Origin of the sequence: Vibrio sp. RW (genome assembly GCF_027587105.1) — a bacterium.
Lineage (GTDB): Bacteria > Pseudomonadota > Gammaproteobacteria > Enterobacterales > Vibrionaceae > Vibrio > Vibrio toranzoniae.
On sequence record NZ_JAPPTM010000014.1, the window covers coordinates 78,400 to 103,257 of the forward strand.

21 protein-coding genes are annotated in these 24,858 nt (G+C 44.7%); 3 read left to right on the forward strand and 18 right to left on the reverse strand.

What is annotated here, in order from left to right; translation table 11 throughout:
* Positions 1–9 precede the first annotated feature (9 nt).
* Positions 10–1,587, forward strand: a complete 1,578-nt coding sequence (locus tag OCT63_RS13765) for an alkaline phosphatase (protein WP_269983892.1) — start codon at positions 10–12, stop codon at positions 1,585–1,587.
* A gap of 121 nt (positions 1,588–1,708) precedes the next feature.
* Here OCT63_RS13765 and OCT63_RS13770 read toward each other — a convergent pair whose 3' ends face one another.
* Positions 1,709–2,146, reverse strand: coding sequence for a YcgN family cysteine cluster protein (locus tag OCT63_RS13770; RefSeq protein ID WP_046222668.1), 438 nt, complete (start codon positions 2,144–2,146; stop codon positions 1,709–1,711).
* A gap of 159 nt (positions 2,147–2,305) precedes the next feature.
* On the opposite strand from OCT63_RS13770, the gene OCT63_RS13775 reads away from it, so the two are divergent.
* Entirely contained in the window at positions 2,306–2,554 is a 249-nt protein-coding gene (locus OCT63_RS13775) for a YkgJ family cysteine cluster protein (RefSeq protein WP_004734153.1), read from the forward strand.
* A 225-nt stretch (positions 2,555–2,779) separates the two neighbouring features.
* On the opposite strand, the gene recR is transcribed toward OCT63_RS13775, so the two are convergent.
* The 7 genes from recR to OCT63_RS13810 all read right to left on the reverse strand — a co-directional run bounded on the left by recR (position 2,780) and on the right by OCT63_RS13810 (position 8,729).
* Positions 2,780–3,379, reverse strand: a complete 600-nt coding sequence (recR, locus tag OCT63_RS13780; RefSeq protein ID WP_029626987.1) for a recombination mediator RecR — start codon at positions 3,377–3,379, stop codon at positions 2,780–2,782.
* A 78-nt stretch (positions 3,380–3,457) separates the two neighbouring features.
* Positions 3,458–3,787 (reverse strand): YbaB/EbfC family nucleoid-associated protein, encoded by a 330-nt coding sequence (locus OCT63_RS13785; protein WP_009848672.1) that lies wholly within the window; start codon positions 3,785–3,787, stop codon positions 3,458–3,460.
* A 151-nt stretch (positions 3,788–3,938) separates the two neighbouring features.
* Entirely contained in the window at positions 3,939–6,116 is a 2,178-nt protein-coding gene (gene dnaX, locus OCT63_RS13790; RefSeq protein WP_269983893.1) for a DNA polymerase III subunit gamma/tau, read from the reverse strand.
* Between the two features lie 18 nt (positions 6,117–6,134).
* Positions 6,135–6,680, reverse strand: a complete 546-nt coding sequence (gene apt / locus OCT63_RS13795) for an adenine phosphoribosyltransferase (RefSeq protein ID WP_269983894.1) — start codon at positions 6,678–6,680, stop codon at positions 6,135–6,137.
* A gap of 161 nt (positions 6,681–6,841) precedes the next feature.
* Positions 6,842–7,213: a YbaN family protein gene (locus tag OCT63_RS13800; protein ID WP_077680152.1), complete on the reverse strand. Its 372-nt coding sequence runs from the start codon at positions 7,211–7,213 to the stop codon at positions 6,842–6,844.
* A gap of 119 nt (positions 7,214–7,332) precedes the next feature.
* Positions 7,333–7,470, reverse strand: coding sequence for a hypothetical protein (locus OCT63_RS13805; RefSeq protein ID WP_004734169.1), 138 nt, complete (start codon positions 7,468–7,470; stop codon positions 7,333–7,335).
* A 155-nt stretch (positions 7,471–7,625) separates the two neighbouring features.
* Positions 7,626–8,729: a response regulator gene (locus OCT63_RS13810; RefSeq protein ID WP_060467295.1), complete on the reverse strand. Its 1,104-nt coding sequence runs from the start codon at positions 8,727–8,729 to the stop codon at positions 7,626–7,628.
* A 228-nt stretch (positions 8,730–8,957) separates the two neighbouring features.
* Here OCT63_RS13810 and OCT63_RS13815 point away from each other — a divergent pair, with 228 nt between their 5' ends.
* A complete protein-coding gene (locus OCT63_RS13815) occupies positions 8,958–9,833 on the forward strand; it encodes a LysR family transcriptional regulator (protein WP_060467294.1) in 876 nt (291 codons plus the stop codon).
* 98 nt (positions 9,834–9,931) lie between these two features.
* On the opposite strand, the gene purF is transcribed toward OCT63_RS13815, so the two are convergent.
* The 10 genes from purF to fabB form a co-directional block, all read right to left on the reverse strand.
* Positions 9,932–11,446, reverse strand: a complete 1,515-nt coding sequence (purF, locus tag OCT63_RS13820; RefSeq protein WP_017056452.1) for an amidophosphoribosyltransferase — start codon at positions 11,444–11,446, stop codon at positions 9,932–9,934.
* A gap of 33 nt (positions 11,447–11,479) precedes the next feature.
* Positions 11,480–11,971, reverse strand: a complete 492-nt coding sequence (locus tag OCT63_RS13825; RefSeq protein WP_017056451.1) for a CvpA family protein — start codon at positions 11,969–11,971, stop codon at positions 11,480–11,482.
* Positions 11,972–12,032: 61 nt separating this feature from the next.
* Positions 12,033–12,605, reverse strand: coding sequence for an SPOR domain-containing protein (locus tag OCT63_RS13830; RefSeq protein ID WP_161687054.1), 573 nt, complete (start codon positions 12,603–12,605; stop codon positions 12,033–12,035).
* Positions 12,606–13,868 (reverse strand): bifunctional tetrahydrofolate synthase/dihydrofolate synthase, encoded by a 1,263-nt coding sequence (gene folC, locus OCT63_RS13835; RefSeq protein ID WP_161687056.1) that lies wholly within the window; start codon positions 13,866–13,868, stop codon positions 12,606–12,608.
* Between the two features lie 42 nt (positions 13,869–13,910).
* Complete coding sequence (accD, locus tag OCT63_RS13840) at positions 13,911–14,837, reverse strand: acetyl-CoA carboxylase, carboxyltransferase subunit beta (protein ID WP_060467291.1); 927 nt, start codon at positions 14,835–14,837, stop codon at positions 13,911–13,913.
* Positions 14,838–15,013: 176 nt separating this feature from the next.
* Complete coding sequence (gene truA / locus OCT63_RS13845) at positions 15,014–15,808, reverse strand: tRNA pseudouridine(38-40) synthase TruA (RefSeq protein ID WP_161672284.1); 795 nt, start codon at positions 15,806–15,808, stop codon at positions 15,014–15,016.
* Between the two features lie 154 nt (positions 15,809–15,962).
* Positions 15,963–20,780, reverse strand: coding sequence for a FimV/HubP family polar landmark protein (locus OCT63_RS13850; RefSeq protein WP_269983895.1), 4,818 nt, complete (start codon positions 20,778–20,780; stop codon positions 15,963–15,965).
* A gap of 206 nt (positions 20,781–20,986) precedes the next feature.
* Entirely contained in the window at positions 20,987–22,000 is a 1,014-nt protein-coding gene (locus tag OCT63_RS13855; protein ID WP_017056445.1) for an aspartate-semialdehyde dehydrogenase, read from the reverse strand.
* 12 nt (positions 22,001–22,012) lie between these two features.
* The gene (locus tag OCT63_RS13860; RefSeq protein ID WP_136981447.1) at positions 22,013–23,146 is read right to left on the reverse strand and encodes a 4-phosphoerythronate dehydrogenase; all 1,134 of its coding nucleotides are present in this window, start codon (positions 23,144–23,146) and stop codon (positions 22,013–22,015) included.
* Between the two features lie 471 nt (positions 23,147–23,617).
* The gene (gene fabB, locus OCT63_RS13865; RefSeq protein ID WP_060468233.1) at positions 23,618–24,844 is read right to left on the reverse strand and encodes a beta-ketoacyl-ACP synthase I; all 1,227 of its coding nucleotides are present in this window, start codon (positions 24,842–24,844) and stop codon (positions 23,618–23,620) included.
* Between the last annotated feature and the right edge of the window lie 14 nt (positions 24,845–24,858).

Below are 24,858 nucleotides of genomic sequence, written 5' to 3' on the forward strand. Positions count from 1 at the left end.
GGACAACTAATGAAGCACATTATTAAACCAATCATTGCCGCAGTGGCAACCTCAACACTCTCATTCAACGTACTTTCAGCAGAAATCAAAAACGTCATTCTGATGATTGGTGATGGTATGGGACCTCAGCAAGTTGGCTTATTGGAAACCTACGCAAACCAGGCGCCAAATTCCATTTATAAAGGGAATAAAACCGCCCTTTACCAATTAGCTCAAGAAGGGGTCATTGGTTCATCCCTGACTCACCCAGAAGATGCGATTGTGGTAGATTCCGCTTGTTCTGCAACCATGCTTGCAACGGGTATCTATAGTGGTTCAGAAGTGATTGGCATTGACTCGCAAGGCAATCATGTCGAGACGGTACTTGAGAAAGCCAAAAAAGCAGGCAAAGCAACTGGCCTAGTGTCCGACACGCGTTTAACTCACGCGACACCCGCTTCTTTTGCGGCTCACCAACCTCACCGTTCACTCGAAAACCAAATTGCTAACGACATGCTAGAAACGGGCGTTGATGTAATGCTTTCAGGCGGGCTACGTCACTGGATTCCAAAATCGACCAATGACAAAGGCGAAACCTACAAGCAACTTGAGAAATTGACTCAGGGCGATGTTTACCTAAAATCAAAACGTAAAGACGACCGTAACCTTCTAACTGAAGCAGAAAAGAACGGCTACCAACTGGCGTTTAACCGTAGCATGTTAGAAGAAGCTAAAGGCGATAAGCTACTTGGCCTGTTCGCCTACTCAGGCATGGATGACGGCATCGCTTACAGCAACAAGAAAAAAAGTGGCGACCGTACTCAGCCAAGCTTGAAAGAGATGACACAAAAAGCACTCAACGTCTTATCCAAAGATGAAGACGGCTTTTTCCTAATGGTTGAAGGCGGTCAAATCGACTGGGCGGGCCATAGTAACGATGCCGGCACTATGCTGCATGAACTGCTCAAGTTTGATGAAGCGATCCAAACGGTGTATGAATGGGCAAAAGATCGTGAAGACACGATCGTGATAGTGACCGCAGACCACGAAACGGGTTCTTTCGGGTTTAGCTACTCTTCTGACAACCTACCAAAACCACAGAAACGTTCTGGCGAAGCTTTCGCTGATCGCGACTATGCACCCAACTTTAACTTTGGTGCATTCGACATTCTAGATGGTTTATATAATCAGAAACAAAGCTACTATGGCATGATCAGCGAATATCAGAAGCTGGATAAAGCGCAGCAAACACCTGAAAAGCTGGCTGAGATCGTCAACCAGAATAGTGAGTTTCCTATCACAGCGGAACAGGCGAAAAACGTATTAGCCAGTAAGCCGAACCCATACCGATTGGCTCAGCACAAATACTTGTCTGCAGAAGAAGTGCCTGCTATCAACGATTTTGATGCGTTCTTCCCTTATAACGACCGTGGCAATTTACTTGCTCGTGAACAAGCAACAGGTCAAAACATCGTTTGGGGTACAGGCACACACACTCACACACCAGTGAACGTTTTTGCTTGGGGCCCAGCAGAGAAAATACTGCCAGTTTCGAAAATCATGCACCACTCAGAACTGGGTGAGTACATTAAACAACAAGTAAACTAGCCTGAACTTTTTACTCGTTTAAGCAAGCGTCCTTCGGGGCGTTTTTTGATTCTAGTTGTTGTTTTTTTTTGCTACTACCGAATGCAAAACAGCCGCTCAAGAGCGGCTGTTTTTAGAATAACTAGCGATTCGGGTGATTCAAGATGTGGTCTTCCCAATCAACTACATCAATTTCGTATACCACTTGATTACGAACGCTTTCACCTGCTGCATGCATCTCTGATTTAGAACCCGTGATCAATGGGTGCCATTTGGGAATCGGCTTAGATTCTGATAGAAGACGGTAAGCACAGGTGTCTGGTAGCCAATGAAATTCATCGATCTTGTCACGAGTCAGCTTCAAACACTCTTCACCTGACGTGAAGCGGTTCGGGTAATCTTTACACGAACATGTTTTATCGTTTAACCAGCTACACGCCACGTTGGTGTAGTAGACTTCATCACTATCTTCATCCATTAGTTTATGTAGGCAACACTTACCACAACCGTCACACAGTGATTCCCACTCATTCTCTGTCATCTGCTCTAGTGTTTTTTCTTGCCAAAATGGGTTCGTCATAGGATTACTTCATACTTGTTTACTGGGGTGCGTGTTATACCGCTAGCCCATAAAAAGTTCAAGGATAATAATTGTTCATTCTTTGATTCAATCAACAGCTGTCACTCTCATCATTTTTTGCTACTATCGCGCCCCCTGTTATTTAGTGAGTTTAATTTGATGGAATGTCGCCTAGGTTGTGGAGCTTGTTGTATCGCTCCAAGTATTACATCTGCTATTCCTGGAATGCCTAATGGTAAGCCTGCTGGCGTACGCTGCATTCAATTAAATGAGCAAGATCTATGCAAATTATTTGGTCAACCTTCACGCCCGAAGGTATGTCACCAGTTCAAAGCCTGCCCTATCATCTGTGGTAAAACAGACCAAGAAGCGCTTGATAACCTGATTGAGCTCGAAGCAATAACCTAACAATACTTTTCTTCTTATATATGCCCAAGATTTCACAAACTTGCGAAACCTCAACGTCTTGTTGAGACTATTCCAGATTAATAAGAATGGTTATGAATAGGTATACGTTAGAAATGGTCGGAACATTTGGGGGTGGTGTTAGGTCGTAGCGCCGTCTTAATCGTCGCTTCTACCTATTCAGGTAAAAGAAAAAGCCGCTTAGTGATAATTCACCAAGCGGCTTTTTTAGATCTTATGACGACCGAGTAAGGAGTGAGAAAGCGTGGTGCCATCCACCAGCTCTAGTTCACCACCAACGGGAACACCATGAGCAATACGGCTTGCGTTCACTTCATGGGCACTACACAGCTCTGCGATGTAATGCGCTGTTGCTTCCCCTTCAACTGTCGGGTTTGTCGCTAGGATTACTTCAGAGATATCACCACGGCGTAAGCGGTAGTCCAAAACATCGAGACCGATATCACTTGGACCAATACCATCTAATGGTGAAAGATGCCCCATCAACACAAAGTAACGACCTGAATATTGGCCAGTAGCTTCAATTGCTGCAATATCTGCAGGGCTTTCTACTACACATATCTGACCGTTATCCTGACGTTTAGGATTAGTACAAATATGGCAAGTATCTTCTTCGGTAAAAGTACGGCACTCATTACAATGACCAATTTCAGTCATTGCTTGGCTAAGAGCTTCAGCCAACTGTAGGCCGCCTTTTCTATCGCGCTGTAACAAATGAAAGGCCATACGCTGCGCCGACTTGGGACCAACCCCAGGTAGACAACGTAAGGCCTCCATCAGATGCTCCAGCATGTGACTGGTACGCATATTTAACCGTTCTGATTTTCAGGTAACCGTTCGTTCACAACAAACCATTACTTGAATTAATCTTTAAGAATAAGTTACTTAGAAAGGCATCTTCATACCTGGTGGAAGTTGCATTCCACCAGTTACGCCAGCCATTTTCTCTTTTTGAGTTTCTTCCACACGACGAGCCGCATCGTTGAAAGCAGCAGCGATAAGATCTTCAAGCATCTCTTTATCGTCTTCCATTAAACTTTCATCGATATCAACACGGCGAACGCTGTGACTACCAGTGATCGTTACCTTTACAAGGCCAGCACCGGACTCACCTGTAACTTCCATATTTGCGATTTCTTCTTGAAGCTTTTGCATGCGCTCTTGCATTTGCTGGGCTTGCTTCATCATGTTGCCCATACCGCCTTTACCAAACATGTTAATACTCTCTGGTCTAATTGGTTTATTAAAATTAATTAAGCTATACGTGCCTAAATGGGGGTTAAAACAATGCGATTCAACCCCTCGATGTTCAGTTCTCAGATTTGCTTATCTGGGATGATATGCCGGTCACTAAACGAGTAGTGTTCTAGATAGGACGAACGCTGTCTCTGTCGAGCTCCGCAGCAAAACGCTTTTCGATAAACTGTACGTTGGCATCGTTTTCCAAACTGGTAAACGCGTCTTTCAACTTGCCTTGATACAATCTTTCTCGTAGTTCTAGAGGCGTTTCTCCACCCTCACCGATTTCAACGCTCAAATGACACTCTTCTCCGAGTACAGCATTGAGAGACTGTAATAGTTCGCTCTGCGCACGGTCCGTATTCAAGTGAGCCTGACTCGCTCTTAACGTTAGAGTAATTGATGTTCCATTTTTAGAAAACACTGAGTTTAATGCTAACTGTTCAACAAGCTTGGCTGTCTCTAGCTTTTGAATCGTGGCGGACCATTGATCTTGAGAAATAGACTCTTGAAGCAATTTTTCGACCATTTCTGGTGTCTTAATATGCTCTAACGCACGCTTGATCTGAGTAGGTGTAAGCTCTTTGCTCACCTCTTTCACTACAGGTTTAGACGGTTTCCAGCGATAAGGTTCATTATCATTGGTTACCTTTTCTGTCGAAGAGGTAGATAAAGAAGCTGGCGACACCCGCTCAGAGCCACCGTGTTGCTGAGCAACTCGGTCAAGAACTGAAGTTTTAGCCGGTGTCGCTTTATCCTTTTTTGGCGCTGAACCTTTGCTCTCTGGTGCTGCGCTGCCCCTGCGTTGAGAACGCAGTTGATGGCGTAAACCACTTACAGGCGAAGCAGGACGTTCTGATTGTCCTTGCGGAGCAGAAGAAACAGGTGAAGCAGCGTTTTGTGGCTGAGCCGGAGCTTGATTATGATAATTCGCTTGTTGAGACGGTTCTGCACCGTAGCTAGGACGTTCGTCATAAGCCGGTGGCGCATCATACTGACTGTGCGAGTAATCCTGCTCAGGATAACCTTGGCTGCCTGAATGGCCAGCGTAACCTTGCGAATCGGAATACTGTGCTGAATTCTGCTGCTGAGCCTGTTGTACAGGTGGCGGCTGCATAGCTTGCTGTTGAGGCGCCTGTTGTTGCCTCTGAGGCTCTCTCGGAGCTGCCACTGGCGCAGTGCTCGTCGACTGAGTCGATATTGCCGTTGCCATTGCTTGTTCTGCAGGTCTAAACGCCAACATACGTAAAGCCACCATCTCAATACCAACACGCGCAGTGGGTGATAACGGTAGGTCTTGACGTCCTTTCAACACAATCTGATAGTACAGTTGGATATCTTGTGGGCTCAATGCGTTGCTAAGCAGTTCTATCCGTTCAGCATCAGGCTGTGCTTTATCTAAGGTTGATGGCAATGCTTGAAACATTGCAAGGCGATGTAACTGGGTCGCAAGTTGACTCAATAAACCATCCCATTCCACACCATTCTCGGCAAGACCTTCGATGCAAGCCATTGCTACTTGCGGCTGCTTACTGCTGATCGCTTCTAGCAAGTGAATGGCTTGGTCGGTGTCTAGCGTACCGAGCATATGAGCCACAGTGTCTGTCACAACATTGCCGTTGCCTAATGCGATAGCTTGATCCGCTAAGCTCAGAGCATCACGCATACTGCCGTCAGCCGCATGAGCAATCATCCCAAGCGCACGAGACTCAGACGCCACACTTTCTTGTTCAAGAATGTGGTCAAGCTGCTCGTGAATATTATCAACACTGATCGGCTTAAGGTGGAACTGCAGACAACGCGATAGAATCGTCACTGGAAGCTTCTGTGGATCGGTCGTTGCGAGCAAAAATTTCACATACTCAGGCGGCTCTTCTAAGGTCTTTAGAAGCGCGTTAAAACTGTGCCTAGAAAGCATGTGTACTTCATCGATAAGGTAAACCTTGAAGCGACCACGTGCTGGCTTGTACTGAACATTGTCCAGAAGCTCGCGGGTATCTTCTACCTTAGTTCGAGAGGCAGCATCGATTTCAAGAAGATCAACAAAACGACCTTCATCAATCTCTTTACAGGTTGCACACTCACCACAAGGGGTTGAGGTAATGCCTGTTTCACAGTTGAGACCCTTAGCAAATAAACGGCCGATGGTCGTTTTACCGACACCTCGTGTGCCGCTGAACAGGTATGCGTGATGCAACCTATTTTGGCTAAGGGCATTCTCTAATGCTGTTAAAACATGGGCTTGACCAACCACTTCTTTGAATTTGGTTGGTCGCCATTTTCGCGCTAACGCAAGATAGCTCATGAATAATTCCGAAAAGGATTAGTGACCGTCGAATTCGCAGATGCTAAACACTTCTAGACCTAAGCCTTTTAAGCGCTTGTCACCACCGATTTCTGGAAGGTTAATAACAAATGCAGCGTGCTCTGCCACACCACCGAGCCTACGAATCAGCTTTGTTGTTGCTTCAATCGTACCGCCTGTTGCTAACAAATCATCAACCATCAGCACTTTATCGCCTTCAACGATAGCGTCGGTATGGATTTCTAGTGTATCTGTACCGTACTCAAGTTCATAAGATTGAGCCACAGTTTCACGAGGCAGCTTGCCAGGTTTACGAACAGGAATGAAGCCAACACCTAGCTCAAGAGCCAAAGGCGCACCAAATAAGAAACCACGAGCTTCCGTACCAATGATTTTAGTAAAGCCCATGTCCTTGAATGTTTCCGCTAGCAGGTCAATAGTCGCTTTGTAAGCCGCAGGGTCTTCCATCAAGCTTGTTACGTCACGGAACAAAATACCTGCTTTAGGGTAATCAGGGATGCTTTTGATGCTTGCTTTGATCAGAGAGATTTTTTCTGTGTTCATAATCTTATGCACTTCATTAGGCCGCTTTCCAAACCCTCGTTAACGAATCAAACATCAACGCTTGGAATTAAGGAAAGGTACGATTGGTATTCATTGCAACGAGAGTCATAGCCCTGATTGCTGAAATAATAAACGCCCGCTTTACAAGCAGGCACATTGGCTTAATGGTAGTGATTTTCTTTGCTGTCAGCAACCAACTCATGGGTTGGAAGTCGCATAAACCATGTGAGAAGAATAACAAGTACGCAAATTAGGAAAACCTTAACCCAAATGATCGGGGAAAAGCAGATGGATAACGCAAAACTCAACAAGATAAAGAACACACCGCGCGTTTTAACTTGTTTGGTGACGGCACCATGTTGATACCAATTGTTCAGTAAAGGACCCAGCGTTTTGTGTTCATGCATCCATTTATGAACTTTAGGATTGCTTCGCATAAAGCATGCGCTAGCAAGAAGGAGAAAAGGCGTGGTTGGCAGAACAGGTAAAACTATCCCTAGCACTGCGAGAAATATGCAAAGGCCACCAGCAATATTGAGACTTAAAACTCGAACGCTAATTGTGGCCTCCTTAAATTAATCACGACCCGTTAACTTTCAATCAGTCAACTCTGAATCAGTCAACTACGATTCAGCAAACGGAAATCGGTTAACTAAAATGTTGCGTAACCATTGAATACACGGATCAACGTTAATGTTGCTGGTAACAATGGAATCGCTAAAAATGCGGCTAAAAATCCTAAAAAATAGAATACATTAAACGGGTCTTGAAAGTCTTTGTTATCTGCCATGATTGCTTCTTGTTTTTGTTAGTAAAGGTAAGTATCTGTTATCTGGCGAACCAAACCCGCTTTGCTAAATCGACATTTAACAAAAAAGGCATAGCCACACCATTTGCGCAACTATACCTTAATCAATTATTCACAAAAACCGAGGAAATATAGGGTTAATCGGTAGACCCTTGGTGTATGTCTAAACTAAAGCTCGCCGCTCCAAGCAAGCTCAATGAGAGTTGGCAGCCTTGTTCAATCGGCAAGTCTCTCGTAATAAAATTCTTCTTACAGTTTTCGCCTAAACGCTCACCAGCGGCAATGTTTTGATTCATCTCACCATTCGACCAGCGTCCATCTAGACCCGCAGGCAAAACAGAGATGGTACCCTCGGCAAGGTTGGCGACACCAAACAATGCATTAACGGGCGTGGCACATTTGGAGCACTCAATCCCCTTCTCTAAAATCTCAGCAATATCTTTGAGATCAACATTAAAATCTTTTCTATTTCTTATGTAATCGTGAAATAGCGCTCGCACCAACAATGTAGACGCTGAGCTGGCATTATCAGAAGAGGACGAATCGACGAGGTAAAAAGCAAACTGCCCATTCATCATCCATGCGTAGTCAAACACAAGCGGCATCATCTCTGTTGATTGCAATAATCGATAACTACAACACCATGAGCCTTGTCTTGTATCTTTTTCAGGCAGCAGCGCATGCAGTAAGTCTTTTGCTGCACTTGGGTTTTCTTGTAAATAATTCAGGTGCCAATGCAGCTCTTGATCTTCGGGGATCTCTCCTCCGTCATCCACACAAAACCATTGGCTTGAAAAATCTCGTTGATCCGAAATGTTGTCGAATGAATCTTTTAACGTATTCGCAATCGCACTGCCTAAGTGACCGTGATCCTCTAAAGGTTTGGCTAAGAAGTCTTTGATGCCAAATCGTAATGCTTTCGCCACATCCGACATATCGTCTGTCCCTGAGACAACGATCATAGGCAATGATGGATACTCTAAACTGAGCTCTTCCACAAGCTCAATGCCGTCCAGGATCGGCATTGACAAGTCACACACAATTAAATCTGGCGCCGAGTCTCTGAGCTTTTGCAGAGCGTCCAGTCCATTTTCAGCCTCAACCACTTTATAACCAATCGTGTCTAAGTACGCGCTGGTTATACGGCGAAAAATAGGATCATCATCAACCAACATTACGCATTTCTGGTTGATTACTTCCTGAGCCGAGGTCATTACTGGCTGACTGTGAGTTTTGTACATAATCTATAACCTCACAAAACTAAGTCGAATTATTATTGTTATCTGTTCTAAGAACTAATATAAAACTTAGTAACAAAATGCTAAATACACAAATGTTCACTCTTTACTGGTAATTCGTGACGAGGGTTGGAATACTTGTAAATAGTGCAACGAGTTGACGTAACGCAAACATTGATCTCACTGTTACGTATAAATTAGATGAGATTGTAAACAAATGTGTCTGGATTTATGAAATTAGATGATTTAAACCTCTTTCGACTCGTCGTTGAAAATGGGAGCTACACCGCAACATCGCGCAAGACTATGATTCCGGTTGCGACCATTACACGACGTATTCAAGCCTTAGAAGACTCTCTGAACCTGAGGCTTCTCAATAGACACGCGCGTAAACTCTCTTTAACAGAGGCTGGCGAACGTTTTTTCAATGAATGCTCTCCGCTATTGCAACGTCTGTCTTCTACTGCAGAAGAGCTCACGGACGTGTGCAAAGGAGCTTCCGGTAAGATTCGTATTACGGCCCCATCCAACCTGACCAAACGCATGATGATGCCAATGTTCAGCGACTTCATGATTCAATACCCTGATATCAATATTGAATTGATGATGAACAACCAAGCCGATCAGCTTGATCCAACCGAGTGGGACGTAATTTTCCGCGTTGGCCCACAACGTGACTCAAGTCTAATCGCAAGAAAAATCAGTGAAGTAAAAGATATTCTTATCGCGAGCCCTGATTATTTAGCGAAGAACCCGGCACCAAGCCACGCGGAAGAACTGGCTAACCACTCTCTTCTAAAAGGCTACCCGCTAATTAAGTGGCAACTGAGTAACTCTAATGATGAGACGGTGGTTAACAGCGAGAAAGGTCGTTTCAACGCCAATGCACTCAATGTAGTGAGACAAGCATGTTCTGGAGGCCTAGGTATCACCCTAATGCCTGATGTGATGATTCGTGAATATATTGAAGATGGCAGCTTAGTGCAGGTCCTAGAAGACTGGAGCGCTAACCCTCGTGATATTTACATGCTTTATAATCACAAAGACCACCTGCCAGAGAAGGTAAGATTGTTTATTGATTTTGTGATCGCATACCACATTCATTAAAACCAATTCTCTTTTCGAAAATAAAAAAACCAGAGCGAATACTCTGGTTTTTTAAATTCTGAATCGCTAGCAAAAAAGCGCGATTCCTAACGGAAAGACTAAGCGCCTTCGTTATGTAACTCTAGGTTCGCTAGGTCTTGTTGGATTTCACGCTGAACCTTTGAGTCGTCATTACGCAAAGAATCTAGGAAATCTAAGTACGCTTGGTCGATATCACCTGTTACATACTCACCGTTAAATACCGAAGTATCGAAGCGAGAAATGTCTTGGTTGCCCATACCTACCGCAGAGATTAGATCTGGTAGCGTTTGGAAAATCAAAGCATCTGCGCCAATCTGCTTACAAATTGTTTCGTTGTCACGACCATGAGCAATCAGCTCTATCGCGCTCGGCATATCGATGCCGTAAACGTTCGGAAAGCGCACCTCTGGAGCTGCTGAAACCATGAAGACTTTACTTGCTCCTGAATCACGAGCCATCTCAATGATCTGCTCTGACGTTGTACCGCGAACGATAGAGTCGTCAACCAATAGAACATTCTTACCTTTAAACTCTGAACGGATTGCGTTCAGCTTACGGCGAACTGATTTTTTACGCTGTTGCTGACCAGGCATGATAAACGTGCGGCCAACATAACGGTTCTTCACGAAACCCTGACGGTATGGCTTGTTGATCGCTTGAGCGATGCGTAGCGCAATATCGTTCGAAGTTTCAGGAATTGGGATAACCACATCAATATCTAAGTCGGCGTACTCTTCTTTAATACGTTTACCTAGCATCTCACCCATCTCAACGCGTGCGCTGTAAACCGAGATTTTGTCGATGAATGAATCTGGGCGAGCAAAGTATACAAATTCAAAGATGCATGGGTTTAGTTGTGGGTTGTCTGCGCATTGCTTAGTAAAAAGATCACCATCGAATGTGGCGTAGATAGCTTCACCAGGAGCAACATCGCGCATAAAATCAAAACCAACAGCGTCTAACGCGACTGACTCAGACGCAACCATGTACTCTGTTTTACCATCAACTTCACGCTTACCAAGACACAGAGGACGGATACCATGTGGGTCACGAAATGCAATCATACCGTGGCCGATAATCATTGCCGTCACTGCGTAAGCGCCGCGAATCGTACGGTGCACATTAGAGACAGCGCGGAAAACATCATCAGAAGTCACGTTACCTTTAACGGTATCGATCTCATGAGCCAAAACGTTCAATAGAACTTCAGAGTCAGAAGTTGTATTTAAATGACGACGGTCTTTCTCGAACAACTTTTCACGCACTTCGTTTGCGTTTGTCAGGTTGCCGTTGTGAGCCAACGTGATGCCAAAAGGAGAGTTTACGTAGAAAGGTTGAGCTTCAGATGCACTTGAACTACCCGCAGTAGGGTAACGAACATGACCAATACCAACTTCACCTTGTAAGCGCTGCATGTGTTTTGCTTCAAAAACATCTTTGACTAAACCGTTCGCCTTACGCAGACGGAAACGATTGCTTTCTATGGTACAAATACCAGCGGCATCTTGGCCACGATGCTGCAATACCGTTAAAGCGTCATAAATTGACTGGTTTACAGGTGTTGAACCCACGATTCCAACAATACCACACATGTCCTAACCCTCGATTTTCGATATTAACTGGCGCTAAAGCGCGCCAGATAAGAAACTAGATGTTGCTTGTAAATGCTCGAAGAACGGCGCAATGATTCGACTAAATTCTGGAACCAATTGCGAACTCTTCCACCACTCAGAACTTGGGAATGCAGTAAACGCATCCATGAAAAACAACACTGCAGAGACAATCAAAACACCACGTAAACCGCCAAAGACGACACCGAGGATTCTGTCTGTACCTGACAGGCCTGTTTTCTGAACTAGCTGACCGATGACATAGTTAACTAAGGCACCGACAACTAACGTTGCAACAAACAATGCTGCTATCGCAGTTCCGTTTCGAAACATCTCATCTTCGATATTGGTAAAGTACATGGCTAATTTAGCGTAGTACTGACTAGCAATAAAAAATGCTCCAAACCAAATAACCAATGACAACGCTTCTTTAGCGAAACCACGAACTAAACTGATCACGGCAGAGAAGCCGATCACGCCTAAAATGACAAAATCTAACCAATTCATGAATTCTTCATCTTAAGTTGGCGCGCATTTTAACAGAAAAAATGCTGACGCAAACGTTTTCTTATGGATTTAACGGTTTAAATTTGAGCAACTGACCTTTTGAACCCGTAATTTTCTCTAATTCCTTAATTTGTCGCTCAAGTTTGGATTTAGAGACATCCGGGCCAATAATTACTCGCGTAAAACTATTTTCTTGCTTGGTGTGAGCCTGGTAACCACGCTTTTGTAAATCCTTAACAACATTTTTGGCGTTGTCAGCATTTTTTAAAGCCATCAATTGAATGAGCCACGCGCTATCTTGGTATTCATTTTTTTCAGGTACAGGCTTAACCACAACAGCCACTTTGTCGGATTCTGTATCATCAGACGTTAACGCTGTTTGGGTCTTTGAACTGTCGCCACCACTTTCAACCACCTGCTCAACCGGAGAGTCCGGCAGCGCAATCTGATCTTCAACAGGATCGAGTACTTCAAATACTTCAACATTACTATCAAGCTCAGGCTTAATTGGAATGCTTGCAAACTCTTCTTTGTAATGAAGCTTCTTACCATCAAGCACATCTGGCAATACAATCACGCCTATGGCCACTAAAATGATAGTGCCGACTAATCGGCTTTGGAATTTACTTGCCATTTAGTTTCCTTTTTTCTGCCAATGCTCCAGCACTTCACCTACAGTATGGAAAGAACCGACCACCAACACAACATCGTCACCTTGGACAGAATCTAAAGCCGCTTCAAACGCCGCTACAGGGGTTGAATACTGCTCTACGCCCTTTGGTAGGCTTTCACACAATTCGGCAGCGGTTGCCGCACGAGGGCCTTGTAGTGAAGCTGGATACCAATGTGTTGCAACTGGTGTTAATACTTCCAATGTTGCGGGAATATCTTTGTCATGAAGCATGGCGACTACAACGTGTAAATTTTTTCCAGCATACTTTTGAATAACTTGTTGTGCAAAATACTCAGCCGAATGTGGATTATGCGCTACATCAAGCACAATCACAGGTTGATCGCTGACTTTCTGCATACGTCCGGGAAGCTGTGCGCTCTTTAGACCATTAGTGATATTTATATCGCTAATACTCAGTTTTGAAGTTCCCAACGCCATCAATGCGGTTGCCGCATTAGGTAACGGTAAACTAGGAATTGGTAAAGCTTCTAATTGGAATGCACCACTGCGCCAGTTCCAAATATCACCGTCAACATCATAGGTGTATTGAATACCCACTTGGTAAAATTCAGCTTTTATATCGTCTGCATGTGCAGCAACTGTTGCTGGTGGCTTAGGCTGTCCACAGATAGCAGGCTTACCACTACGATAGATACCCGCTTTCTCAAAGCCAATCACATTGATGTCGTCACCAAGCCAATCAACATGATCGACAGCCAAACTGGTAATCACAGACACATCATGATCAACGATATTCGTTGCATCTAAACGACCGCCTAATCCCACTTCCAATAACACGACATCTACCGCTTCCGTTTGAAATGCGCGTAACGCGGCTAAGGTGCCGTACTCGAAAAAACTAAGGCTGATTTCGCCACGCTCTTTTTCAATAAAATCGAATGACTGCACGATCTTTTTATCGGATAGATCTTGGCCGTTGATACGAACACGTTCGTTATAGCGGATTAAGTGAGGGGAACTGTAGACACCAACGGAGTAACCAGCATCTAACAGAATTGCTTCCATCAGGGCACACGTTGAGCCTTTGCCATTAGTTCCAGCAACGGTAATCACGTGTTGAGCAGGTTTGGTGAGGTTTACCTTAGAAGCGACGGCCTGAACTCGGTCTAACCCAAGATCAATAGCGCTTGTGTGGATGTTTGATAAATAATCAAGCCACATCTCCAAAGAGGATGTGGCTTGAGGAATAGGTTGTTGACTCATCTAACTCATAACCATAATTAAGTAGGTTTGTTAGAAGGTACTTTACCCTTTTTCTGGCGCTTCTGGTACTTCATAAGTGGCTTCATTCGGTGAATCGTTCACAGAAACTACCAATGGTGAAGGCTGGTTGGTCATTTTTCCAACTAAGCTAGCTACGCGCTGGCGCATCTCACGACGGTCAACGATCATATCGATAGCACCGTGGTCTAGTAGAAACTCACTACGTTGAAAACCTTCAGGAAGATCTTCACGTACCGTTTGTTCGATTACACGACGTCCAGCGAAACCGATCAATGCTTTTGGCTCACCGATATTGATGTCACCTAGCATTGCTAGACTCGCAGAAACACCACCCATTGTTGGGTCAGTCATTACGGAAACAAACGGCAAGCCTTTCGCCGATAAACGCTCTAGCGCTGCACTGGTTTTCGCCATTTGCATTAGAGACATAAGCGCCTCTTGCATACGCGCACCACCACTTGCAGAGAAACAAACTAAACCACAATTGTTTTCAATAGCAGCATCGACCGCTTTCACAAAACGAGCACCAACAACGGAACCCATAGAGCCGCCCATAAATGAGAATTCAAAAGCACACGCTACGATAGGTAAACCAAGCAATTCGCCTTTCATTGCTACTAATGCATCTGTCTCTCCACTGTTCTTCTGAGCAACAGAGATACGTTCTTTGTAACGCTTAGAGTCTTTAAACTTCAGTTTGTCTTGTGGTTCAAGCTCAGCACCGAGTTCAACACGTTCACCTTTATCTAGGAATGTATCCAGACGGCGACGTGCTTTCATGCGCATGTGATGATCACATTTTGGACATACTTCTAGGTTACGCTCTAGTTCAGCATGGTAAAGCACTTGCTCACAAGAAGTACATTTAGTCCAAACACCCTCAGGGATAGACGCTTTACGAGATGTTACGATGTTGCTTTTTTCTAAAATCTTTTCAAGCCAACTCATGGAAGACCTTTTTGTTTCGATTCTTGCGCTTGATTGCGAAAGAAATAAATTTGGGAATTATGCGTGGGAATTAAAGCACATAAAACAGCGACTGTAGATAAAAAACTGGTTGTACCTATTTTCTGTCACCATCTTACACACGAAATCACCATGTTTTTTGAACCTAAGTCTCACATTTAGTTCAAATTATCTGGTAAGAAAAGAGGGCCAACCGGCTCTCGTGGTAGCTCAAAATGTTCAGGATAATCAACATCCACCAGATACAAGCCTTCCGCTTTTGCAGTCGCGCCGGCAACTTTTCGATCTTTGGCCTCTAAAAGCCACTGGATCCACTCTGGTTTCTGCTCACCTTTACCTACTGCAATAAGGCTACCAGTAATATTCCTCACCATATGGTGAACAAACGCATTCGCTTTAATGTCGATCACGATGTAGTGCCCATGACGAGTCACATTTAAGTGAATCAAATTTCTCCACGGGCTACGAGATTGACAATGTGTTGCCCTGAACGAAGTAAAGTCATTCTCACCAAGTAAGTACTGACCCGCTTCATGCATTTTTTTTTCATCAAGATGGCCATGATAATGGCTAACACCTGAATTCAAAATACCAGGGCGTAGTGCATGGTTAAAGATAATGTAGCGGTAACGGCGTGCAGTAGCAGAGAAACGAGCATGGAAATCTTCATTCACTTCTACCGCCCAACGAACCGCAATATCTTTTGGCATGTTGGCATTAGCGCCCATTGTCCATGCCACCATTTTACGATCGACATTAGTTTCAAAGTGAACGACTTGTCCCGTACCGTGAACACCGGCATCTGTGCGACCTGCGCACATAACTTCAACAGGGTGATTCGCGACAACTGAAAGAGCCTTTTCCAATTCTTCTTGGACACTTTTCACGTCTCGTTGGCGCTGCCAACCAAAGTAGTGGGTACCGTTATATTCAATACCTAAAGCAATTTTCATGTTCTTGTTCTCTTTGAAAATGGGCGAGAAGTATATACGGAAATCGGTGCTATCCCAAACAGGATGGGGCTAAAACTGTAATAATAAAACAAAGGCTCTTAGCCTCACCCTAAAATAAAGGGTAGCCAATGCTACCCTTTCTATTTCGTTGAGCTTACCGACCGTTTAACTTATCGATGATATTCTTGGCTTCGCGACGAATATCATCGCTTCCGTCAACAATAGCTTCCTCTAGAAGCTTAATCGCACCTTGCGAGTCGCTCATCTCGATGTAGATTTTAGCTAAATCGAGTTTACCTGCAGCTTCTGCATTGCTATCAACATCAAAATTGCCTATATCACCGATAACATCAGGGAACTCATTTAAACCAACATCCAGCTTCAATTCTTCATCGTCTGGATTAGTGACCTCTTCACCTTCTTGCTCTACTTGAGCCATCAATTCATCAATCGTCATGTATGGCTTATCACGACTTCTGCCTGATTCGGTTAAGTTGTCTTGTTGTCCCCAATTCTCTTCTTTAATTTTAGGTTCAGCTTGTTGCTCTGCCGACGCCCAAATCTCTTGTTGATCATCAGGGACATCCTTGTGCATACTCGACTGTTGCTCTGGCGCTAAGTTAAACCCCTTCCAATCTTCGCCGCCCACTTCAAGCATCGCATCAATATCAAGACCTGCGCTATCAATCGACGTTGCATCCAGTGGTTTGTCAAACATATTATCGACAGTGTTTTGAACATCTTCTGAAAGTAACTCAGCCAGAGCAGTCTCATCAAAATCTTCTAGTGGTTCATCTTGAACCGCTTTTGACGTTGAGCCTGGCTCTGAAGGCGCGTCCAGTGATTCATCTGGTTGTGTAAAATCAGCCTCTGAGCTTTCAACATCCGAGAGAGCATCAGCATGAGCAAAGCTTTGTGGGTTTGAGAACAAATCATGCAACGCATCTTGCTCTTCGCCTTGTGGGCTGAAAGAAGTTAGCGGTGTTGGTTTCTCAGCAAACGCATCAGAGATTGCTTCATCTTCACCATATTCTGGTAAATCCAATTCATCGAACTCTATACCTGTCTCTTCCGCTACAGGCTCGGCGCTGCTTTGTTCAATATCGTCTAAAACAGAATCGGCTTTTGCGCTCTCTTCATCGTATTCAGGCAGCTCAAGGTCATCAAACTCAAACTTTTCGTTACCATCAGAGAGATCTTGCTCTAACTGTGCTTCATCCGGTTCGCTAGCCACTTCTGCTAATGCGTCTTCTTCACCAAACTCTGGCAGTTCGAAATCATCAAATGAAAATTCTTCTTCACTTGCTTGCTCAGCCACTTCAGTTTGTGGTGCAACCTCAACTTGTGGTGTAACTTCGGCTTGCTGTGTCGCTTCAGCTTGCGGCTCAGCTGTTGGTTCCGTCTCAGCGTCTAGTTGAGGTTCAACAGCGGGCGCAACTGGTTCTGGTGTTGTTTCAACATCAGCTTCCGCTAGTGCCTCTTCTTCACCAAACTCTGGCAGGTCGAAATCATCAAATGAAAATTCTTCTTCACTGGCTTGCTCCGCCACTTCAGTTTGTGGTGCAACCTCAACTTGTGGTATAGCTTCGGTTTGTGGTGTCGCTTCAGCTTGCGGCTCAGCTGTTGGTTGCGGTTCAGCGTCTAATTGAGGTTCAACAGCTGGTTCTGGTGTTGTTTCTGCCTCTGGTGCAGGCGTCTCATCTTCAATCAGCCAATCGTCATCTTCTGGTACGCCGAATTCATTTGGAATGATCTCTGGCATATTTGCTGCACGAACTGGCTCTGGCTCTGGCTCTGGCTCTGGCTCTGGCTCTGGCTCTGGCTCTGGCTCTGGCTCTGGCTCTGGCTCTGGCAAGGATTCAACAACATCCTCAAATTCATCGCTACCTTGAATTTTCGGTTCAAAGTCAAAATCAGAGTCGATGTTCGATGGCGACTCAACATCGTCGATCGATTCTGCTAACCAATCTTCAACCGTCTCTTCTTCGTTTTCTGAGACATCACTCAGTGACGATGGTGAAGTTTGGTTTTCAGAGCTAGGCACGATTTCTTCGTGACTGTCTTGTGTATCTGTTGCTTTCGGCTCAAGCGCTCCTTGTTCTAATTCAGCGAAAGCGGGTTCTTCAACATCAGAATTTTCAGATAACAGCGACTCAATATCCAGTTCGTCATTTTCTTCAACAGGCGATGCGGTTTCTTCCGGAAGTGCTTCTTGAATATCCGAATTTGGAGTTTGATCTGGTTCAGAAACCTGTTCGATTGGATCTTCAACTTGCGCTTCATTCGCTTCCAACACGCCACTGTCATCAGGCGTCATTAACTCATCAATCAACGCTTCGTCTGTGGTTTCTAATGAATCATCAAGCAGAGCATCTGTTGCTGGCGCTACACCAAATAGATCATCGATGAAGTCATCACGATTAAAGGCTTCATCGTTTTGTGGCATAACATCATCGCTTTCTGGCTCAAGTTCTGAGCTGGCTTGCGTCGGTTCCGAATCTAACGGCTCATCACTAACTGGTTCAGGTTGTGATGTTTCACTCACCTCAGCAGCTTGCGCTGGCTCAAATTCAGAAGGCTCCGATGTTGACTGAGTCGTCTCAACGCTTGACTCTTTGATAGGCTCCTCATTGGCTTTGTCAAAGGCCGCCTCTAGTTCTTTATCAAACGCTTGCTCTTCCGATTCTAATTCACCTTCAATACCGCTTGTTAGTAGATCATCAAACGGATCTAAAGATTCAGTCTCCTTCTCGCCCGCTTCATCTGTTGATGCATCATCGGCTAGCAATTCGCTATCAAGAAAATCATCAAGCAAATCAGTGCTATCTGCATCGAGTTCGAAGTCATCACCGTCAGAATCACCGATCAGCTCATCTAAGGTTTCCGTGCTATCTTCCGCAATGTTTAGGTCATCGTCCGCCGATATGCCAGAAAGCTCTTCAAGTTCAGACAAAGCGTCAAACCCTAAAGGTTCGTTTTCAGACTCATCATCCGATTCACCTTCCAACATTTCATCAAGAAGATCGGTCGAATTACTTAGGTCTACGTCATCCCCTGCCAATTGCTCATCGAGCAGATCAACGCTGTCTTGAGCTTCTTCATCTTCAGTTGGCTTATCAAACTGAGACAGGATGTTTTCGATATCATCATCAGACGCCAAACCACTGTTTAGGTTAGCGGCAATCTCATCGTCATTATCAAGGTTAAAGGGAGCATTCGTTTCACCTTTCTGAGCTGCAACCTGAGCAAAAATATCATCAATATCCTCTTCGACACTAGAAGCCGAAGGTTCAGCGGTTTGCTGTTCGGAAATCAAAGTATCGATATCGAACTCGTCATTGCTCAAGTCAGCTGGCTTGGCATCGCTCTGTTGCTCTGAAATAAGCGCATCAATGTCAAAATCATCGGTTGCTGGGGTGCTGTTATTAGAAGGCGAATCACTTTGCTCTTCCGAAATCAAAGCATCGATATCGAAACTACCATCGTCTTCGTCATCAAGCGCGAACAGATCATCTAATAGAGACTGATCTAGCTCATTCGATCCTAAGTCTTCAGTCTCAGACTCTTGAGATAGTAGGGATTCAACCTCATCAGCAGACATCGCGTTATCATCCGCAAGGTCGAAGTCCTCGTCATCAGAATCAAGAGAACTTTCCGCTGTTTTATCCAGAGCGCGTTCCATTTCTTCCAGACCAAGCGCCTTTTCTTCACCATTAACACTGATGCCGGTGTTACTGTCTAAGTCCAGATCGTCGAAGTTGGTGTCTAAATCACCGTTTTCACCGATACTTGCAAACGGGTCATCGTCTTCACCATCAAGATTAAAATCAAGATCGGATTCATCTAAGCCTGCAAATACATCGTCTTCTTCAGCCAGTGCTTGATCGTCAAATAGCTTGGTAGCGTCGTCTTCAGTATCAAAAAGTTCATCATCCAAAGACAGCTCATTATCAAGATCGCTCATCTCTTCGCCTAAAGAGATAGGAGTCACACTGCTTGGTTCAGGTTGAATAGGTTGATCTTGCGTCGTTTGCTGCTGTTCATCGTTTTTAGATCGGCGCCCCAACAGCATCACAATAATAAGGCCAAGTAAAAGGCCTGGAATACTCGCAAGTGCTGCCACTAGCCAGCCATTAGATAACAACTGTTCTGTAGCAGTCGGTGCCATTTTTTCGATTTCGGCGTTCTTTTTACGCTCTTCAGCAAGCAGCTTCTCAACTTCGCTGCGGATACGGTCTTCGTCGCTTAGTTCCGTTTTAAGTACATCCACTTCAGACTGCACGTTCGACAGCATTAAACGAAGCTGATGATTTTTCTCTTCCAATGACAGTAACTCTGTTTCTGAAAGTTTTAATGTCTTTTCTAATTCGTTCATATCCTTGGTTGGAGACGTTGAATCAGTTGGAGAAGATGGATTTGTAGACGCTTTAGCTGTACTTACTTGCTTTGCTGAAGCCGCACTTTTATCACTTGCATCAGGTCGAGTTGGCACTGGTTTTGTTTTTGGCGCGACAGGCTTCGCCACTGGAGCATCAAGCTTGGCAAGGTGCGAAGTCATGATGTTGACAGCTTGCTGCGTTGAGCTGGCACGAGCTTGTTCTAAAGAAGGCACACGTAAGTTGCTCGCAGGCAACAGGCTATGAATATTCTGGTTTTCAAACGCTTGAGGGTTTAAGCGATAAATCGCCAACAGGGTTTGTTGGACTGACACGGAGTTATCCGGACGTAATTTTGAGGCGATAGACCACAGCGTCTCTGAACCACGAGTTGGACCATAGAAACGTGAGGGCTCACTAGTACCATTGGAGGCGCTAAGCGGCTGCGCTCTTTGCAGAGGTTCGGAAAAAGTAGGCGCTGATTGTATCTGGCCATTAGGCCCTACAACTCGAATGGAATCTGCACGAACAACGGGAATCTGAGTCGCAATGATAACGGCCAAAGGCATTAACCAAGGCTTAAAAATTTGAAACATAAAGTGCTCAGCTAGGTGCTTAAATTCGGATAAAGGATGACTATTAAATATATCGGATAAATGACATAAAACTATAGAGACGAAGACAAAAAATGTGTTACGACAACAATATTCGCAGCAATTTCACACAATTTTCCTAACAATATTTTCAATTGATTAAAAAAGCCCCACTAAAGAGTGAGGCTTATTTATCAAAGCAATGAAACTTAGAAGTAATCGCGAATCAGAACTTCAGCGATTTGCACTGCATTTGTCGCTGCGCCTTTACGAACGTTATCAGCAACCACCCACATGTTTACGCCGCTGTGATGGCTGATGTCGTTGCGAATACGGCCAACCATTACGTGATCTTTACCACCCGCATCACGAACTTGAGTTGGGAAGTCTAACGCTTGAAATACTTCAACGCCTTCTGTGTTCTCAAGAAGCTGAACCACTTGCTCTGCAGCGATTGGAGCGCGAGTTTCAATATGTAGAGATTCAGCGTGACCGTAGAATACAGGTACGCGAACACACGTAGGGTTCACCGTGATTGAAGAGTCAGCAAAGATTTTTTGAGTTTCCCAAACCATCTTCATCTCTTCACGCGTGTAGCCGTTCTCTGTAAATTCATCGATTTGAGGAATACAGTTGAAGGCGATCTGCTGTGAGAACGCTGACTTGTCCGCTGGCATGCCGTTAAGAAGCTTAGCCGTTTGACCCGCTAGCTCATCGATCCCCGGCTTCCCCGCACCAGATACAGATTGGTAAGTTGAAACGTTAATACGCTCAAGGCCCACTTCATCGTGAATTGGTTTAAGTGCTACAACCATTTGGATAGTAGAACAGTTAGGGTTTGCAATTATGTTACGGTTTCGGAACTCAGCAATCGCTTCAGGGTTCACTTCTGGTACCACCAGAGGAACATCGTATTCGTAGCGGAAACGTGATGTGTTATCGATAACAACCACACCTTCATCCGCAGCGATTGGAGCCCAACGCTCTGAAAGTTCGCTACCTGCAGAGAAAAACGCAATATGTACTTGAGACCAATCAAAGTCTTCTACGTTTTGTACTTGTATTGTTTTGCCGTTAAAACGGGAAGTTTTGCCTTCACTACGTTCACTTGCTAGTAAGTGCATTTCACCGACAGGGAATTTACGCTCTTTAAGTACTTCAAGAATGGTTTCACCAACCGCACCAGTCGCACCTAAAATAGCAATATTAAATTCTTGGCTCATTGTTTCTCTCTTTTATAAAGTTGGTTTTACCATAAAACCGAGTTTAGATAACGGCGTTAAATTACAAGATTCGTCGCCCGTTAACTCGACAGCACTGTACTCTCGACGGTCCCAATATTCTTTACGCATCTTGTCAAAAGAACCCGGCGTAGAGATATTGCGACGGAATAAGGCGTCGTCTTTGCGCACATCATAGATCAACTGAGTCAAATTGTGCAGTGTTGCTTCATCCCAAGCTCTATCTAATTTCATTTGAGGCACTGGGGCTGTCGGTAGAAGATCGCTTGCATAAGCACGTTGTTCCGCACCTAAAAACTCACAATAGCTGTTAAAGATCATGGTCGTACCGCGCGCTTTGCCCTCTAAACCGTAGCCCGCTACGTGAGGCGTTGCGAAAGCAAGCAGTGGAAGCAATTCCATGTCGACTTCAGGTTCAAACTCAAATACATCAAGAACGGCAGTAAAGCCGTCAGCTTTTTGCAGGCGAGCTTTTAGTGCTTGGTTATCAACGACTGGGCCACGAGCCGCATTAATCAGGATTTGGTCGGCGCGGAAGTTGTTTAGCACTTGCTCATTGATCATATGGTGCGTTGGAAACTCGCCCGTCTTGGTGATAGGCGTATGTAACGTGATCACGTCGGATTGTTCTAATAACGTTTCAAGGTCGGTGAATTCACGAGTGTCACCCTCCAGTTGCTTAAGAGGATCGTTGAGCAGAACTTTAATACCAATACCTTCTAAGCATTTCGCTAAGTAGCTGCCCACTTGACCACAACCAATAATACCGACCGTTTTGTCGAAAACAGAAAAACCCTGTTGTTGAGCAAGCACCATCATCGCGCTGAAGGCATACTCAGCGACACCCACCTTGTTACAGCCAGGCGCTGCAGTGAAGAAAATGCCACGCTCTTTCATCAATTCTTGGTCAACGTGATCCATACCAGCCGTCGCAGTACCAACAAACTTCAGCTTATTGGCTTTGCTGATTAATGACTCGTTTACCTTGGTAACAGAGCGAATCATCAATGCGTCTACGTCAACTAGGTCGTCAGCAGTGAGTGTGCGACCAGACTTCATTGTCACTTCACCTAGCTGGCTAAACAGCGCTTCAGCGTAAGGCATATTTTCGTCGATTAAGATTTTCATTTGGCGAGTACTTTTGTTGGGGTCTATCGACCTAAATGTGAATTGAAATGATTGTGCAAAATTACACACACGGTGTCGAGTAACAATTGGAATACATTATGAATAAAGGGCTGAATCCCCTAGCCTTCACAAACAAGAAAAGGAATTGAGTTATATCCAAGGTCAAAACGAAAAATGCCCGATTGAATAAACAATCGGGCAAACATCCAGAACAAAAGGATCCTATCTCGCTCTCCAGGAGACAGAGTCTTGCGTCTGTTCAACCAGTACTAACTAAGTCACTACTGATCAAGCTCTGGAAACCTTTCAATTTCTAAACCCCGATTTTAAAAACCATGTTAAAAACACGTTTAAAAAACCACGCTTAAAAACCTATATCTAAACAAGCTTCTGATAGCCGTTATTATTAGAAGAGCTGCGCGTGTTGAGTCTGCACTCGCCCCCCTTTAACGATTAACCTTGTCTCTTAAATCAAGCTTGATACTTTTTGATTACTAGCGTTGCGTTAGTACCGCCGAAACCAAAGCTGTTAGACATAACCGTCGTTAGCTCTTGTTCACGAGCTTCCGTTACAATGTCTAGGCCTTTACCTGCTTCGTCTAAGTTTACAACGTTAATGCTTGGTGCGATAAAGCCGTTATCAAGCATTAGTGTTGAGTAAATTGCTTCGTGTACACCAGCTGCACCTAGAGCGTGACCGGTCATCGCTTTAGTTGCAGAAATTGCAGGGCTCTTGCCGCCGCCATTATCTTGAGAGAAAACTTCTTGGATTGCACCAAGTTCTTTAACGTCACCAACAGGCGTTGAAGTACCGTGAGTATTCACGTAGTCAACGCCATCAACGTTTTGCATCGCCATCTTCATACAACGAACCGCGCCTTCACCAGAAGGAGCAACCATGTCGTAGCCATCTGAAGTTGCGCCGTAACCTACGATCTCGCCGTAAATTTTTGCGCCACGAGCAACTGCGTGCTCAAGTTCTTCGATAACTAGCATGCCGCCGCCACCAGAGATAACAAAACCGTCACGGTCCGCATCGTAAGTACGAGAAGCTAGCTCAGGAGTATCGTTGAACTTAGTAGAAAGTGCGCCCATTGCGTCGAACATCATAGTCAGAGACCAATCCAGCTCTTCACCGCCACCAGCGAATACTACGTCTTGCTTACCAAGTTGGATAAGCTCCATCGCGTGACCAATACAGTGTGCAGATGTTGCACATGCAGAACTCATAGAGTAGTTCACACCACGGATTTTGAAAGGCGTTGCTAGACAAGCAGAAACCGTAGAAGCCATTGTACGTGGAACCATGTATGGACCAACGCGCTTAACGCCTTTTTCACGGATGATGTCTACCGCGTTAACTTGGTTTAGAGATGAAGCACCACCTGAACCCGCAACGATACCCGTGCGGTCATTAGATACTTGATCTTCCGTTAAACCAGAATCAGCAATTGCTTGCTCCATTGAAAGATATGCGAATGCCGCCGCATCACCCATAAAGCGCATTTTTTTGCGATCGATATGGTCAGCTGGGTTCATTTTTAGGTTACCCCAAACTTGAGAGCGCAAGCCATTTTCCTTGAACTGCTCTGAAGCGGTAATACCAGATTTACCCTCTTTCAGTGATGCTAAAACTTCTTCGACGTTGTTACCGATACTTGAAACAATACCCATACCGGTGATTACGACTCGTTTCATGTGACATTCCTATA